This is a genomic window from Pedobacter panaciterrae (assembly GCF_013204795.1).
GTDB lineage: Bacteria > Bacteroidota > Bacteroidia > Sphingobacteriales > Sphingobacteriaceae > Pedobacter > Pedobacter panaciterrae.
Window position 1 is genome coordinate 684,438 of sequence record NZ_JABMKW010000017.1, and the last position, 15,491, is coordinate 699,928.

A 15,491-nucleotide genomic window follows, 5' to 3' on the forward strand; every position below is an offset into this window, starting at 1 on the left:
ATTAAACACCCCGTTATCTTTAACAGTACTAAATCCCGATGTGGCTTCATTCAAGTTGCAGTACAAGTCCATGTTTTTATCCGAAAAACATGGACTAGACATGGACTTACCATGGACTCAACATGGACTTTGGAATAATATAACTTATCAATTATTTAGTTGTCATTATTAGTACTTTTACTAATAATAGCGCAACTAGATGAAATGAAAAGAAAACTATCTTTAATTGAAGGGACCATGTATGCAGGCGGCCAAACAGCTGTGAATGTTGTTTCCTCTGTTACAATTAAAGGTACGGTTCAGGAATCTGAATTACATGCCTCACTATTAAAGATTCAAGCCAGGCACCCATTGCTAGGCAGTAATGTTTGGGAAGATGAGGCAGGTATCCCTTATTTTGTTGAACAGAATCCGGTTCAAAGAATCGGCCTCCGCATAGTTAACCGACAAACAGACCAGGATTGGGAAAGGGAATCTATCACAGAATGCCTTACCCCATTTAACACTAAGAATGATACTTTGGTTAGGTTGGTGTGGTTAAAATCAGAAAGTGTTTCTGACCTGATTGTTGTGGGCCATCATTGTATATGTGATGGCAGATCTATCCTGAACCTTATGGATGAAACGTTGTCTTTGTTAGGAGATCCGGAAAAAGAAATAGGTACCTATAAACCCTTTTCCTCTATACAGGATTTTATTCCTCCCGAAATCCGGGAAAGCAAGGCAAACAAATTAAAGATTCAATTATTTTCTAAAGTTGCAAAGCTTGCCTTACTTGCGGTGGCCTTTAAAAAAGAGATTAAAAGAGAAAAACCATTTTTTTTACATTGGAAACTTAGCAAAGAAGAATCTTCCCTAATTATTGAAAAATGCAAATCTGAAGGGGCTTCTGTCCACGATGCACTAAGTGTGGCATTTTTAAGAGGGTTTAAAGAAATTAAACCCATAAAATCGCATTCCAGACTTTATTGCGCAGTAGACATGCGGAAGTTCCTGCCAGAAGTTAAAAGCAATATGCTCTTTGCTTTTCCGGCAATGGTTGGGCTCAATCTTTCGAACAAAAAAACCGATGGTTTTTGGAACCAAACCCGTGAATTTAAAAATGGCCTGGCAAAAAAAATAGATGAGATGAATGTAAATACCGTATTGCTATACAGCGAGTGCCTTTTGCCTTCTTTACCAAGAATGACCAGATATGCCAAGGCTGATAAAGGAGCCCATGATTTTACCCTTTCAAACATGGGAAAAGTAAGCATAAACGAAAAATATGGTGCTCTTGAAATCGAATCTTTGCAATCCCCTTCAACAATTTTTCCGTTCGGTAATCCAACAACTCTGTTTACAACTTATTTTAAAGGTCAAATTGATTTGATATTCACATCTGATGAGCATTTTATAAAACGGGAAGATGTGTTAGCCTTAAAAGAGAGTGCATTCAGTACGATCATAAAATAATTATTTATATTTAAATAACGTTGAAACTAACGAGATCAAACCATGAAACTATTAAAATTAATCATCCTTTCCGCAGTTACATTAGCCTCCTGTTCTGGGCAGACAGAAACCAAAAAATCATCTGAGCAATCTATAAACGGAACCTGGAAACTTATATCCGCAAAAGTGATAACCAAAGGTGATACCGCAAATACTTTTCCTGTAGAAAATCAGGAGATGATTAAAGAATTTAATGATACTCATTTTTCCTTTTTCAAGCATGATGTTAACAAAGGAAAGGGCAAAGGAGCTATTTTCGATGCGGGTAGTGGCACATATACGTTAAATGGAGATAAATACGAAGAACATCTTCAATACTGCAGCTTTAGAGATTGGGAAAATCTGAAATTCAGTTTTACATTAAAAATAAGTAATGATACATTGGTGCAACGTGGTATTGAAAAAATAGATAGCCTGAATGTTAACCATGAGATCGTAGAAACCTACGTTAAGTTACACTAGGATAAGGTATGTTATTACCTACGGTGGGCATCGAACAGATCTTTAAACTTCCTTACACAGGGGAAGACTTTAAGTTACTACGCCACGATCCTATTAACATGCCCTCCATTCCTCATGCGCATAAGCATGATTTTTACATGCTCCTTATTATAGATCAGGGTAGTGGCACGCATACCATAGATTTTAAAGAGCATATCGTTCATAACAAAATGGTGTTTTTCCTTGCACCCGGGCAGGCCCACCAATGGGAGCTCTCAGAAAAAACATCTGGTTATCAGTTAATGTTTTCGCAGAAGTTTATGCTTCCCGGGAGTCTAAGGTTGCCATTTTTCAATTTGTCGTCCTCTCCTGTTCTGCCCCTTAAAAATAATCAATACCCGGATCTTGTTCAGGAGCTAGAGCTAATATTGAAGGAATTGACTACCCCCAGACAATTTGAAACTGAACTAATTCAAACCAGATTACAAATTGTATTGATTTTATTGAAAAGATGGTATTCAGACTGCTTTGATCTGCAGGACTCTACTACCGACAATCGCCTGATTAACAATTTCCTTGCACTTCTCGATAAGCACTACGCTGCGCATAGCGAGGTATCATTTTATGCTGCAGAGCTACACGTTACTGCTAATTATCTGAATCAGATTTGCAGGAAAAAATCAGGAATAACTGCCGGAGACCTTATTCGAGAGCGCATTTTGCTCGAAGCAAAAAGAATGCTAACGTTAACAAACCTTGATATTAAAGAGATTGCCTATTCTCTTGGGTTTAACGACACCTCTTATTTCTCCAGATTTTTCAGGAAAAATACGAGTGTTAGTCCTCAGCAATTTCGGAAAACAAATAATTAGTACCCTTATTATGATAATCAGTCCTATTTAGCTGAGGCTTTAAGAACTAAATTTGCATATGAATTTCCGAATCTTATCTGTCATAATCCTTACTTGCATTGCGATGAATGCTTGTTCGCAGAAAAAAAACATGGAGCAAAACGAATTAGAGGTTTTCAAAATCATAGCGGCAAACGACAGCACTAAGCTATCGCAATGGCTTTCTGTAAATAAGAACGTTGAGCTGCGAAATAGCAAAGGGGAAACACCTTTAATGAATGCTACTTACAGCAATCGCATTACGCTGGCAAAAATGCTGATCGATGCCGGAGCTAATGTAAACCAGCAAGACAATATGCTAAACAGCCCTTTTCTATACGCCGGCGCTTCCGGTTATCTCGAAATACTTCAGCTTTGCTTAAAAGCGGGAGCTAACTATAAAGTATTTAATCGGTATAATGGTACTGCATTAATACCTGCATGCGAAAGGGGTCATATTGCAATAGTTACTGAATTACTAAAAGACAAAAACTATCCTATTGACCATATTAACCGATTAGGGTGGACAGCATTACTGGAAGCCGTTATTCTTGGTGATGGAAGCGATAAGTATATAAAAATTGTTCAGCTTCTGGTAAATGCCGGCTGCGACATTAGTATTAAAGATAAAGAAGGCGTTGATGCACTTAGCCACGCCAAAAAAAGAAATTTTAAAGAAATAACAGCTGTCCTTGAAGAAGCAGCTAAGAAATAATACTTCCTAATGAAAAAACTAATATTCTCTATCCTCTTCTGTTTATCGGCCTCTGGTGTATTCTCACAGAAAAAAGACGCTGATATAATTATCAAATCTGCAAATATCATTGATGTTAAAACAGGCAAAATAATTTCCGGAAAAGCCGTAGCTATTAAAGATGGGAAAATCATTAACGTATTTAATGAAAAGCTGATCAGCGGATACAATTCAAAACAAATATTGGATGCAAAAGGCAAGTATCTGATGCCTGGCCTTTGGGATATGCATATGCACTTTGGTGGTGGCGATTCTTTAATCAATGAAAATAAGAACCTGTTACCGCTATTTCTGGCTTATGGCATTACAACCATACGTGATGCAGCAGCTGACATTAGCCCTAGTGTATTACAATGGAGAGATGAAATTGCAGCAGGGAAACTACTTGGTCCATCCATTTTCACCTCTGGACCTAAACTAGAAGGGTATAAATCTGTTTGGAAAGGTGATATTGAAGTAGGAAATACTAAAGAGATAGAGCAAGCCCTGGATTCTTTACAAAAAATGCGTGTCGATTTTGTTAAAATAACAGATAATACGTTAAAACCCGATCTCTTTTTAGAAGCTATAAAACTAGCGCGTAAGCGTGGATATCGGGTGTCGGCACACATCCCAAGTGCCTTAACAATGGAACAAATAGCAAATGCAGGTTTAAGTTCTGTTGAGCATTTGGGCTATGCACTTAAAGCCGGATCAAAAGTAGAAAAAGAGATCTCAGCTGAAGTTGCAGCAGGCACCCTGAAAGGTAAGGCGTTTAACCAAAAAGTTATGGAAACTTTTGATGAAACCGCTGCCTTATCAACTTACAGAAATATGGCTAAGCATGGCATGTATGTTACGCCAACGCTTTCCCTAAACTATATCCTTACCTATTTTGAGAAAGACAATTATAAAAATGACAGCTACCTGCAGTACATAGGAAAAGGGTTACAAAAAACTTATGAAGGCCGTGTAAAAAGAGTTGAGCAAGATGATGCAGAAGCTATTGCTTTCAGACATCAGCTGTTTGAAAAAACCGTAACCACACTCCCGCTTCTGGAAAAAGCAGGTGTAAAAATATTAGCCGGTACGGATGCAGGTTATCTAAATTCTTACGCTTACCCTGGTATTGGTCTCCATAAAGAATTAGAATTGCTTGTGAAATATGGTTTAAGCCCATTACAGGCTTTACAGGCATCTGTTATCAATTCACCAGATTTTCTTGGCAAAAAAGAGTATGGTAGTATTGCTGAGGGGAAAAAAGCAGATTTACTATTATTAGACGAAAATCCTTTGAGCAATATAAGTGCTACTCAAAAGATCTTCGCTGTGATAACTGCAGGCAAAGCACTTGACAGAAAGACACTTGATGATATGCTTGAACAAGTTAAGCAATTAAGTACACAATAGAAGGAATCTATTTTAACTGGTAAGCCATTATGCTCTTCTTGTAAAAAGTAGGGATATAAACTATTTTTTTAACCGGATCGTATCCAATATCAGCAGTGTTTTTCTTTTCCAGATGCGTATCCAACAATAGTTCGGAAGTGCCATTGGCAGATACATAATAGATATAACCACCCCAACATGAGAATAAGAAATCGCCATTGCCAATTGGCTCAATTCCGTCTCCACCAAAAGGCAGTCCTGCAATCTTGATCATCTCTTTCTTTGCATTGGCCTTTAAAAGGTTCTTGCCCCCACCAGCGATATAAAGATCGTCGCCAACTGCTTTGAGTCCATTAACACCATCTATATTTTCCATATAAACAACGTCTTTATTGTTAATGATCTGATGGATTCTTTTTGTCCGGGAATCTGAAACATACACCACGCCTTTATCGCTAACCGTAACGTCATTTAAGAACTTAGATCCTTCTATTGGTATAGTCAGCTCAACTTTACTTGTAGGGATGTCGATCACTACCACATCAGTCAAATCAGCAACATACATTTTGCTGCCATGTATTGCAAGCCCTTTTGGGGAGTTAAGTCCGGTAATCCAATCCAGATTAATCACCTTTCCGTTCATATCCAGTTTGCCTACCCCACCTATTCCATCCTTATTATCGGGGCTATTTCCCATTATTGACACATACAATACTCCGGCCTTAACATCAGGCAATACAGATTCAGGCAGATTAATTATACTGTCTGTTTCCCATATTTTTTCCAGTTTGTGCTGTGCATTAACACATAGAGCCAGCAACATTACAAAAGATAAACTCAAAAAATTCTTCATAACAATTTCCTTAAAATAGAGACTTTACCAATGAAATTACATAAAAACCAACACATTGAAAGTAATATTTTTGTGTACCCTATTTCTTTTTTTACAATACGACCTTATTAAATCGAGTTAATTATCTGTTTATTTGTATTTGTTAATTAAATACACACACAAATTTAATCTTCATTGTTATGCTACTTAGCATTTTAAACTCTATTTTTTGCATCGCGTTTATACTATTTGCGTATGTAAACCTTAATGACAAAGACTCATGGCTTTGGGTGCCTATCTATATGGTGGCTTCCATTTGTTGTGGATTTGCCATTTTTAATCTTTTTTATCCCATCGTATATCTTGTTGCCATATCTTTCTATCTTATTTACGCAATCATCCTCTTTTTTGCAAAAGACGGAGTGCGTGACTGGATAATGAAGTACCGAAGCCCAAGCTTAGTTGAGAGTATGCAGGCCACCAAGCCTTATATAGAGAAAACCAGAGAGTTCTTTGGTCTTCTGATTATAAGCGGTGCACTTGCCATCAACTATTTTGTAGCTGTCAATTTATAAAAAAGAACATCATGCTTTTGATAGATATAGAAGGGATAAAAAGCCTTAATGATCTTTTTCTGCAAATCATTAAACAAAACCTTAGCAGTGATGCCTTGTTGTGGTTGGAGAATAAGATTGAATTGATTAAGACAGAAGAAAAATCAATGCAATTAAACCTCGCCTTTTCGCATCTGCCACGTTTGGCCGGAAAAAAGCCGATAGAGGTACAGACAGAGGATGAGGAAAAAATAGATGGGCTACTACCCGGTTTTTCGTTAAATGGGTGGACTGCCGACAGGCTTTCTCGTGTTTGGCTATTGATGCAGGTTCCAGATGAGCATAAAGAAACCTATATCAAAAAGATAAACGGGTTGTTTATTGCCTCTGAAATGAACGAGCAAATTGCACTTTATTCTGCCTTGCCATTTTTAGCTTATGCTGAAGAATGGGTAGCCAGATGTGAGGATGGAATACGCAGTAATATTGGCACCGTATTGGAAGCCATTATGTACCACAACCCATACCCTGCTCATTTCCTTTCAGAAGGAGCATGGAACCAATTGGTGCTGAAAGCATTTTTTACAGAGAAAGACGTTAATCACATCATTGGATTAAAAGAGAGATCCAACCAGGCATTATCGGATACTTTAAGCGACTATGTACAAGAACGTTTAGCCGCTCACAGAACTGTTAATCCGGAGATATACAAATTGATAGAACAAAAAAATCAGAAAATATAAATTTTGAATTATGTGCTGTAATGATAATTTTCAGGAAAGAAATGAAGGAGAAAAAATTCAAACTTCTCTTGATTTAAATGACATCAGCGGGATGAAATTTTTTGACCCGCATGTACACATGACCTCACGTACTACAGATGATTACCAGGCTATGGCCGATGCAGGTATTGTAGCTTTAATAGAGCCGGCTTTTTGGCTGGGTCAGCCGCGTACAGGAGTAGACAGTTTTACCGATTATTATAGCAGCCTTATTGGTTGGGAAAGATTCAGGTCGTCACAATTCGGTATTAAGCATTATTGCACCATAGGCTTAAACTCTCGTGAGGCCAATAACGAAAAACTGGCAGAACAAGTAATGGAAATACTTCCTCACTTTATTTTTAAAGAAGGGGTAGTTGGTATTGGCGAAATTGGTTTTGATGATCAGACTGCTGCCGAAGAAAAATATTTCCGTTTGCAATTGGAACTGGCAAAAGAATCAGGGTTGCCTGTGCAGATTCACACACCACACAGAGATAAGAAAAAAGGCACGCAACGTAGTATGGATATTGCGATAGAACATGGACTTTCTCCATATTCGGTAATTGTAGATCATAATAACGAGGAAACTGTTAAGGAAGTTCTGGACAGAGGCTTTTGGGCCGCATTTACCATTTATCCTTTTACCAAAATGGGCAATGAGCGCATGGTAGAGGTGGTAAAACAATATGGATCTGAAAGAATCATGATCAATTCAGCAGCAGACTGGGGCATTTCGGATCCACTTGCAGTACCTAAAACTGCGGCATTAATGAAAAAATCGGGAATTAGCCTTACTGATATTGAACTGGTTAGTTACAGAAATGCTATAACAGCATTTGCACAAAGTGGACAAATTGATGAGAACGATTTTATTTCAGTTAAAAACATCGATCAAAGTCAGAAATTTGAAAGCAATTCGATTTTGCGTGGGGGGCAACAACCAAGAATAGATAAAAATTCTATCATCATTTCCTAATTAGGTATACATTGAAAAAACTATTAGGATATATAAGGCTAATGCGGCCTGCAAATGTTGTTACTTCTGTTGCAGATGTACTGGCGGGCATAGCTATTTCGGGTTCCTTTTCATTAACGGGATGGAGCACTTTACAGCTACCTGTTATACTGCTTTGCATCTCAACAATAGGTTTGTACAGTGGCGGCATTATCTTTAATGATGTTTATGATGCCGATCTGGATAAGATAGAACGTCCGGAACGCCCAATCCCAAGTGGATTAATAAGCAAAAAAGCAGCAACTATTTTTGGCGCAGTATTCTTCTTTATAGGAATTGCGGCAGCCAACCTTTTTGGCACCACAACATCAGTACTTGCAGTGTCTATTATGATTGCATGCCTTACTTATAACAGATGGGCTAAACATCATTCCATATTAGGCCCATTAAATATGGGGTTATGTCGTGGATTAAACCTATTGCTAGGCGTAAGTATTATTAGTTCTCAGGTGCAACAATGGTGGTTTTTAGCCCTTGTACCTATTATCTATATTGCGTCTATTACCATGATTAGCAGAGGTGAAGTACACGGAGGAAGTAAAAAGATGCTTTATTTTGCTGCGGTACTTTACGCTATTGTAATTGCCAGCATTCTTTTTTTCGCCACCACAAAAGGCGATATACGCATCACATTGGCATTTATTGTACCTTTTGCTTTAATGATATTCATGCCTCTGTTAAAAGCCATACAAAATCCAATAGGCCCAAACATAGGCAAAGCAGTAAAAGCAGGTGTTATTGCATTAATATTAATGAATGCTGCCTGGGCTAGCGTCTTTGCCGACTGGAAAGTAGCCCTATCAATTGTTATTTTATTACCATTATCAATATTACTAAGTAAAGCATTCGCTGTTACTTAGTCAGGAATTTTCAACTATGAGTTATTTAGAACAGTCGTTTAGTGTAAAATTTGAGTATAAAATATACTTCACTGCTTCGCTATTTGATACAGGCAATCCTATCTTGGCAAACTTCTTTAAGGAGAAGCCTTCAGAGGCCTTGCGCAAAATATTTTTCGTATTGGACAAGGGTGTTGCCGATGCTCATCCTGACCTTGTACCGTCAATTAAAACTTACTTTGAACAACATAAAGATGTGCAGCTGATTAAGGACATCATGATTGTTCCGGGCGGAGAAGCATCAAAAAATGATACTGCACTTTTTGACCAACTGGTTGAAGCAGTGAATGTTTATGGAATTGACAGACATTCGTACATTGCTGCCATTGGAGGAGGCGCTGTACTTGATCTTGTTGGTTATGCGGCTGCAGTTTCGCACCGCGGTATTAAACATATCCGTATCCCTACAACTGTACTCTCGCAAAACGATTCTGGTATTGGTGTTAAAAATGGCATCAATTACAATGGTAAAAAGAACTTTCTTGGCACTTTTGCGCCGCCATCGGCAGTATTTAACGATGACCAGCTTTTGCTTACGTTAAGTGACAGAGATTGGCGTTCGGGTATTTCTGAAGCAGTAAAAGTTGCCCTTATCAAAGATCCCGAATTCTTTTACTGGATTGAAGATAATGCGGCACAACTGGTTGCACGGGATATGGATACGATGAATTACCTGATCAAACGTTGTGCTCAATTGCATTTAAACCATATTGCCGGTGATGATCCATTTGAAACAGGATCGGCCAGGCCACTAGATTTTGGCCACTGGAGTGCGCATAAACTGGAGCAGCTAAGTAATTTCAGCGTTTTACATGGTGAAGCTGTGGCAATGGGTATTGCTTTAGATAGCACCTATTCTTTCCTGACAGGAATGCTAACAGAAGAAAAATTACAGCGCATATTAAGTGTACTGCTTCACCTGTCTTTTGATATTTCTAATCCATTTATCCAGATTAACGATACTGAATCTCCAATACTTCGTGGATTGGCAGAATTTCAGGAACATCTTGGCGGCAAACTTACCATTACCCTGCTTACTGATTTGGGTACCGGGAAAGAGGTACATCAGATGGATCACCAGTTATTGATAGAAGCGAGCAACTATGTTTTAAACTTTACCAGTACACACGCTGGTTTACCTATAAGTAACCAATAATAATGAAAGTCAACACTGGCCATTTAACCTATTGCACAAACATACATCCGGGCAAAAACTGGGATGATGATTTTAAAGCGTTACAAGAGAATTTCCCTGTGATCAAACAATCTGTTTCACCAAACGGACCACTTGGACTAGGACTTAGATTGTCAAATATCTCTAGTCTTGAATTGATTAAAGAAGATGCTTTGGCTGAATTTAAGCAGTGGCTTAAGGAAAATGCCGCTTATGTTTTTACCATGAATGGTTTCCCTTACGGAGAATTTCACCGCACAGTGGTTAAAGAAGATGTACATACACCTGACTGGACAACAGACGCGCGCAGAGAATATACTATCAGACTTTTTAATATACTCCAATCTCTATTACCTGAAGGTATGAATGGGGGGATTTCAACATCGCCACTTAGTTACAGGCACTGGTTTAAAACTGCTGACGATTTTGCACAGGCAAAACGCACTGCTACCTTGAATGTAATAGAGGTTATAAAAGAACTTATTAGAATTAGCGAGCAAACAGGCAAAATCATGCACCTTGATCTGGAGCCTGAGCCTGATGGCATACTTGAAACCGGAAGAGAATTTATAGACTGGTTTGAGAATGATTTGCTGCCACTTGGCATTCCGGCAATTGAAAGTTCATTTAATGTTGCTGGCATTGAAGCCGAATCATTAATTAAAAAACACCTTTGCCTTTGCTATGATGTTTGTCACTTTGCTATAGGCTATGAAGCTCATGATGAGGTTCTAAAAGAACTTGAAGCAAAAGGCATTAAAGTAGGCAAAATACAGATCAGTGCTGCTTTAAAAGCAAATCTTGATAAATCAGAAGCAGATAGAGAAATCATAAAGAACAGCTTTCAGACGTTTAATGAGCCAACCTATCTGCATCAGGTAGTTGCCTTAAAGAAAGATGGTGGGCTGATTCGTTATTCGGACCTTACTCCTGCTCTTGAAGACTTTGAGAACCAGGAAGCCACACAATGGAGGGCACATTTCCATGTACCAATATCAATTAAAGAGATCGGATTATTACAATCTACTCAGGATGATATTACCACTGTTCTGGAACTTCAAAAGAATGCCCCTTTTACTGACCATTTGGAAGTAGAAACCTATACCTGGGAAGTATTACCGGAGCAATTAAAATTACCGATTGCCCAATCTATCAGTAATGAACTGAACTGGGTAATTAAAACAAATGTTTAAGATGAAGAAAACTGTAGTAATAGATGTTGTTGGCTTATCCTCGAACCTTATTGGCAAGCATACCCCCTTTTTAGAACAATACATAAAAGATAAAAACCTTGGTGCAATAGCACCAATGCTACCGGCTGTAACTACCAGTGTACAATCAACTTATTTAACAGGAAAACAGCCAACAGAACATGGTGTTGTCGGGAACGGATGGTACGACCATATGGATTCGGAAATCAAGTTCTGGAAGCAATCAAACAAGCTTGTGCTTGCAGAGAAGATCTGGGACAAGGCAAAAAAAGAAGATCCTAATTTTACTTGCGCCAATATGTTCTGGTGGTACAACATGTATTCAAATGCTGACTACAGTGTAACTCCACGTCCAAACTATTTAGCTGATGGCAGAAAACTTCCTGATTGTTATTCAGAACCGGCAGAACTACGCGATATTTTACAGGATAAATTAGGTCAGTTTCCGCTTTTTCAATTTTGGGGACCAGGTGCAAATATAAAGTCTAGCCGATGGATTGCTGATGCATCTATGATTACTGAGGATCTTTACAATCCTACCCTTACCTTAATATATTTGCCACATCTGGATTATTGTCTGCAAAAATTCGGCAGTGACTTTGATAAAATCAGCAAAGAACTGGGCGAGATAGATGAATTGGTAAAGGACCTGGTAACATTTTATGAAAAAAAAGGAGCCAATATCATTATTCTATCCGAATACGGGATTGTTCCGGTAAGCAAACCGATTCACCTAAACAGAATCTTTAGAGAAAACGGGCTGTTGCAGATTCGTGTAGAGCGAGGTTTAGAATTATTAGATGCGGGTGCTTCTAAAGCATTTGTGGTTGCGGATCATCAGGTTGCACATGTTTACATCAATGATCCGACGGTAACCAACCAGGTAAAAACTATTCTTGAAAAAACCCCTGGCATTGCTATGGTTTTAGATAAGGAAGGCAAAAAGAAATATGGAATGGACCATGAAAGGGCGGGCGACTTTGTATTGGTTGCTGAACCGGCAAACTGGTTTACTTATTATTTCTGGCTTGACGACGCAAAAGCTCCTGATTATGCCAGGTGCGTAGATATTCATAAAAAACCAGGGTATGATCCTGTTGAAATGTTCATGTCTTCTAAACCGCGTGCGGCATACAAGCTATTAAGAAAAAAAGCAGGTTTCCGTTATGTAATGGATGTTATTCCATTAGATGCCACCTTAATTAAGGGCTCACATGGCAGCATCAACACACCTGCAGAGTTTCACCCTGTTTTAATTACGGATCAAAAGCTAAACAACAGCAATGTACAGGCGACGGAAATTCATGACCTGATCTGGAAAGCACTAAAGGGGTAATTCTATCGGTTACCAACTTATTTCTATTCTTATTACATTTGGTTCAAACACACAACATACAAATGAACCACTATGAACTCAAGAAGAGACTTTCTTAAAAAAGCTGCCCTATTATCTGGAGCAGTGGGTTTACCCAATGTAATTCCTATGTCTATCCAAAAGGCAATGGCAATCGAAGCAGATCCCGGATCTACATTTTATGATGCAGAGCATATTGTAATCCTGATGCAGGAGAACCGCTCTTTTGATCATATGTTTGGTAAGCTCAAAGGTGTTCGTGGCTTTAATGATCCAAGAGCTTTTACACTTCCTGATAAGGATAAGGTCTGGTTACAAAAAGATAATGAGGGTAAAACCTATGCCCCGTTTCATGTAGACATTAATAAAACAAAGATTACCTGGCAAGGTGGGCTGCCTCACTCCTGGTCGGACCAGCTTGCTGCCCGAAACAACGGCAAGTATGATAAATGGGTACCTGTAAAATCACTTATGTCTTTAGGATATTATGACAGGACAGATATTCCTTTTTATTATTCAATGGCCGAAGCCTTTACAATTTGTGACCATAATTTTTGCTCATCTCTTACCGGCACTACTCCAAACAGGTTATTTTTCTGGACAGGTAACATTCGGCCTGAATTAAACGGGAGTTCGGTAGCAGCTGTAAACAATTCTCAAGCAGAATCAAGAGACGGTGCTTTTGTAGACTGGGATACATTTCCAGAGGTATTAGAAGATAATGGCATTGATTGGAAGATCTACCAAAATGAAATATGGACAGCAGATTTACAAGGTGACAATGTAGATGATTGGTTAGGTAATTACGGGGACAATGCAATTGAGTATGTAAAACGCTACAACGTTAAGCTTGCGGCATATTTCAGAAAGAATGGTGATTCGACAAGTAAGCCTGCCCTCACTGCAGCACAGGTAACCGAAAAATACAATAAGCTATCTACCCGTGAAAAGAATTTAATAGACAAAGCATTTGCCAGCAATATAAATGCGCCGTTTAACTATCTGGAACTTGCTCCATTTACCTTTACTAATGACCAGGGACACGAAGAAACCATCAGCATCCCGAAAAACGATATCTTCCATCAGTTTCGCTCTGATGTTGACAATGGCAAACTACCCACCGTTTCATGGCTGGTAGCTCCGCAAAGATTCTCTGATCATACCAGTTCACCGTTGTATGGAACGTGGTATGTATCTGAAGCGCTTGACATTTTAACAAAGAACCCCGAAGTATGGAAAAAGACAGTTTTCATCCTTACATATGATGAAAATGATGGATACTTTGATCACATCCCTCCATATGTAGTTCCAAAACCTAACGACCCATCGAGTGGAAAAGTTTCTGAAGGAATTTCTGTTGATGCCGATTATGAGCTAGAAAAAGATAGCCCTATTGGATTAGGTTATCGTGTGCCAATGATCATTGCCTCTCCCTGGAGCAAAGGAGGCTATGTAAATTCGCAAGTTTTTGACCACACCTCTTCACTCATGTTTTTAGAAAACATACTTAGCAAAAAAACCGGGAAGAAAATTCGCAGTAATATGATTAGCAGTTGGAGAAGAGTAATTTGTGGCGATCTGACATCAGCTTTCAGGCCTTCAACAGGGATGTCATCTGTTGCACCAGCACCTTTAAAAAGAGAAGAAGTTGTTACCAATATTCAAAATGCAAAAAATAAGCCGGCACAGGTTAAGCCAAATCCTTTATCAAAAACTGAAATAGCTTCAGGGGCTTATTTACCTCAACAAGAACGAGGAACAAGTAAGGCTTGCGCTTTACCGTATCAACTCTTTGCAGAATGTAATCTTGATAGTTCTAAAACCAAAGTAGAACTTTGGCTAGAAGCAGGCAGAGGCAATTTCGGGCAAAAAATATTGCCTGTTGGAGCACCCTTTAATGTATACACCACTAATCTATACAACGGGCAGGCAGGAAAGACCTGGGCATATGCAGTAAAAAATGGAGACAAAATTTTAGACCGCCTAACGTTGCAAAATTTTGGGGATGGGCAATATGATTTATGTATAAGTGCTCCTAATGGTTTTTTCAGAGCGTTTAAAGGTGATAAAAATGACCCTTCGCTAAAGGTTAACTGCCATTATGAGGTTAAAGGGTTTTTAAGTAAAAAGCCAAGTGGCAACATTGAACTTATTCTTGAAAATGAGGGTGATCAGGATTTAAAGATAAATTTAATCGACAATGCTTATAAAAGCGATGCCACCAGATCGATATCATTAGGTACGAAAAGTAAAAAAACTTTAATTATTGACCTTCAAAAGAGTTCAGGTTGGTATGATTTTACAATTCAATTAGAGGGTTACAATGCATTTTCAAAGCAATATGCAGGACATGTTGAAACAGGAGAAGATTCGATAACGGATCCATACATGGGTGGGGTGGTTTAAGCCTCTCCCATTTTTTCGTTTACCACAACTTTTTCAGTTACAGGTTCTTCAGTTGTGGATACTTGTGCCTCTGTTGCAACCATTTCTTCTTGTATTTCAGGATCAAGTTCTACACACCCTTCTTTATCTTTTTTTGCAAAAAGAATTGGATAGATGAGCATCAATGCTCCTGCGATAAATAAAATGCCTGCAAACGACAACATGTAATTACTTGATTCCACTTTGTTCACACTCATCACTTTATAAGCAATTAGCGCCAGTATGCCCAATATAAAGGCAATTACTGCTTTCTGAAGTTTTAGCGTTTTAATCATGACCAGAGGGTATTAAAATAG

Annotated in this window: 15 protein-coding genes; 13 read left to right on the forward strand and 2 right to left on the reverse strand. The window is 38.5% G+C overall.

Annotated features, from left to right (window positions below):
- Positions 1–204: 204 nt before the first annotated feature.
- From HQN86_RS14420 to HQN86_RS14440, 5 genes are all read left to right on the forward strand, one after another.
- Complete coding sequence (locus tag HQN86_RS14420; protein WP_172661608.1) at positions 205–1,455, forward strand: hypothetical protein; 1,251 nt, start codon at positions 205–207, stop codon at positions 1,453–1,455.
- A 42-nt stretch (positions 1,456–1,497) separates the two neighbouring features.
- Complete coding sequence (locus HQN86_RS14425) at positions 1,498–1,956, forward strand: lipocalin family protein (RefSeq protein ID WP_172661609.1); 459 nt, start codon at positions 1,498–1,500, stop codon at positions 1,954–1,956.
- 8 nt (positions 1,957–1,964) lie between these two features.
- On the forward strand, positions 1,965–2,807 hold the full coding sequence (locus HQN86_RS14430) for a helix-turn-helix domain-containing protein (RefSeq protein ID WP_172661610.1): 843 nt from the start codon (positions 1,965–1,967) through the stop codon (positions 2,805–2,807).
- 130 nt (positions 2,808–2,937) lie between these two features.
- Positions 2,938–3,540 (forward strand): ankyrin repeat domain-containing protein, encoded by a 603-nt coding sequence (locus tag HQN86_RS14435; RefSeq protein ID WP_246269615.1) that lies wholly within the window; start codon positions 2,938–2,940, stop codon positions 3,538–3,540.
- Between the two features lie 9 nt (positions 3,541–3,549).
- Positions 3,550–4,968 carry an amidohydrolase family protein gene (locus tag HQN86_RS14440; RefSeq protein ID WP_172661612.1) on the forward strand — a complete coding sequence of 473 codons (1,419 nt, stop codon included), beginning with the start codon at positions 3,550–3,552 and terminating at the stop codon, positions 4,966–4,968.
- A gap of 7 nt (positions 4,969–4,975) precedes the next feature.
- Here the strand turns inward: HQN86_RS14440 and HQN86_RS14445 are convergent, their stop codons facing one another.
- Positions 4,976–5,800, reverse strand: a complete 825-nt coding sequence (locus HQN86_RS14445) for an NHL repeat-containing protein (RefSeq protein ID WP_172661613.1) — start codon at positions 5,798–5,800, stop codon at positions 4,976–4,978.
- 179 nt (positions 5,801–5,979) lie between these two features.
- Between HQN86_RS14445 and HQN86_RS14450 the strand changes: the two genes are divergently transcribed.
- The 8 genes from HQN86_RS14450 (at position 5,980) to HQN86_RS14485 (ending at position 15,156) form a co-directional block, all read left to right on the forward strand.
- Entirely contained in the window at positions 5,980–6,354 is a 375-nt protein-coding gene (locus HQN86_RS14450) for a transmembrane 220 family protein (RefSeq protein WP_172661614.1), read from the forward strand.
- 11 nt (positions 6,355–6,365) lie between these two features.
- Positions 6,366–7,076: an EboA domain-containing protein gene (locus HQN86_RS14455; RefSeq protein ID WP_172661615.1), complete on the forward strand. Its 711-nt coding sequence runs from the start codon at positions 6,366–6,368 to the stop codon at positions 7,074–7,076.
- Positions 7,077–7,086: 10 nt separating this feature from the next.
- Positions 7,087–8,073, forward strand: coding sequence for a TatD family hydrolase (locus tag HQN86_RS14460; RefSeq protein WP_172661616.1), 987 nt, complete (start codon positions 7,087–7,089; stop codon positions 8,071–8,073).
- Between the two features lie 11 nt (positions 8,074–8,084).
- Positions 8,085–8,972 (forward strand): UbiA-like protein EboC, encoded by an 888-nt coding sequence (gene eboC, locus HQN86_RS14465; RefSeq protein WP_216854408.1) that lies wholly within the window; start codon positions 8,085–8,087, stop codon positions 8,970–8,972.
- 16 nt (positions 8,973–8,988) lie between these two features.
- Positions 8,989–10,167 carry a 3-dehydroquinate synthase gene (locus tag HQN86_RS14470; RefSeq protein ID WP_172661617.1) on the forward strand — a complete coding sequence of 393 codons (1,179 nt, stop codon included), beginning with the start codon at positions 8,989–8,991 and terminating at the stop codon, positions 10,165–10,167.
- A gap of 2 nt (positions 10,168–10,169) precedes the next feature.
- Positions 10,170–11,378, forward strand: coding sequence for a metabolite traffic protein EboE (gene eboE / locus HQN86_RS14475; protein WP_172661618.1), 1,209 nt, complete (start codon positions 10,170–10,172; stop codon positions 11,376–11,378).
- A 1-nt stretch (position 11,379) separates the two neighbouring features.
- Positions 11,380–12,732, forward strand: a complete 1,353-nt coding sequence (locus HQN86_RS14480; RefSeq protein WP_172661619.1) for an alkaline phosphatase family protein — start codon at positions 11,380–11,382, stop codon at positions 12,730–12,732.
- A gap of 72 nt (positions 12,733–12,804) precedes the next feature.
- Complete coding sequence (locus HQN86_RS14485; protein ID WP_172661620.1) at positions 12,805–15,156, forward strand: phosphocholine-specific phospholipase C; 2,352 nt, start codon at positions 12,805–12,807, stop codon at positions 15,154–15,156.
- On the opposite strand, the gene HQN86_RS14490 is transcribed toward HQN86_RS14485, so the two are convergent.
- Positions 15,153–15,470, reverse strand: a complete 318-nt coding sequence (locus tag HQN86_RS14490) for an isoleucyl-tRNA synthetase (protein WP_216854409.1) — start codon at positions 15,468–15,470, stop codon at positions 15,153–15,155. The two genes, HQN86_RS14485 and HQN86_RS14490, sit on opposite strands and share 4 nt — an antisense overlap.
- Between the last annotated feature and the right edge of the window lie 21 nt (positions 15,471–15,491).

Bases quoted from the DNA above. Each gene is read 5' to 3' on its own strand.
- HQN86_RS14420 (WP_172661608.1), top strand. From the start codon at position 205: ATGAAAAGAAAACTATCTTTAATTGAAGGGACCATGTATGCAGGCGGC.
- HQN86_RS14425 (WP_172661609.1), top strand. From the start codon at position 1,498: ATGAAACTATTAAAATTAATCATCCTTTCCGCAGTTACATTAGCCTCC.
- HQN86_RS14430 (WP_172661610.1), top strand. From the start codon at position 1,965: ATGTTATTACCTACGGTGGGCATCGAACAGATCTTTAAACTTCCTTAC.
- HQN86_RS14435 (WP_246269615.1), top strand. From the start codon at position 2,938: ATGGAGCAAAACGAATTAGAGGTTTTCAAAATCATAGCGGCAAACGAC.
- HQN86_RS14440 (WP_172661612.1), top strand. From the start codon at position 3,550: ATGAAAAAACTAATATTCTCTATCCTCTTCTGTTTATCGGCCTCTGGT.
- HQN86_RS14445 (WP_172661613.1), bottom strand. From the start codon at position 5,800: ATGAAGAATTTTTTGAGTTTATCTTTTGTAATGTTGCTGGCTCTATGT.
- HQN86_RS14450 (WP_172661614.1), top strand. From the start codon at position 5,980: ATGCTACTTAGCATTTTAAACTCTATTTTTTGCATCGCGTTTATACTA.
- HQN86_RS14455 (WP_172661615.1), top strand. From the start codon at position 6,366: ATGCTTTTGATAGATATAGAAGGGATAAAAAGCCTTAATGATCTTTTT.
- HQN86_RS14460 (WP_172661616.1), top strand. From the start codon at position 7,087: ATGTGCTGTAATGATAATTTTCAGGAAAGAAATGAAGGAGAAAAAATT.
- HQN86_RS14470 (WP_172661617.1), top strand. From the start codon at position 8,989: ATGAGTTATTTAGAACAGTCGTTTAGTGTAAAATTTGAGTATAAAATA.
- eboE (WP_172661618.1), top strand. From the start codon at position 10,170: ATGAAAGTCAACACTGGCCATTTAACCTATTGCACAAACATACATCCG.
- HQN86_RS14480 (WP_172661619.1), top strand. From the start codon at position 11,380: ATGAAGAAAACTGTAGTAATAGATGTTGTTGGCTTATCCTCGAACCTT.
- HQN86_RS14485 (WP_172661620.1), top strand. From the start codon at position 12,805: ATGAACTCAAGAAGAGACTTTCTTAAAAAAGCTGCCCTATTATCTGGA.
- HQN86_RS14490 (WP_216854409.1), bottom strand. From the start codon at position 15,470: ATGATTAAAACGCTAAAACTTCAGAAAGCAGTAATTGCCTTTATATTG.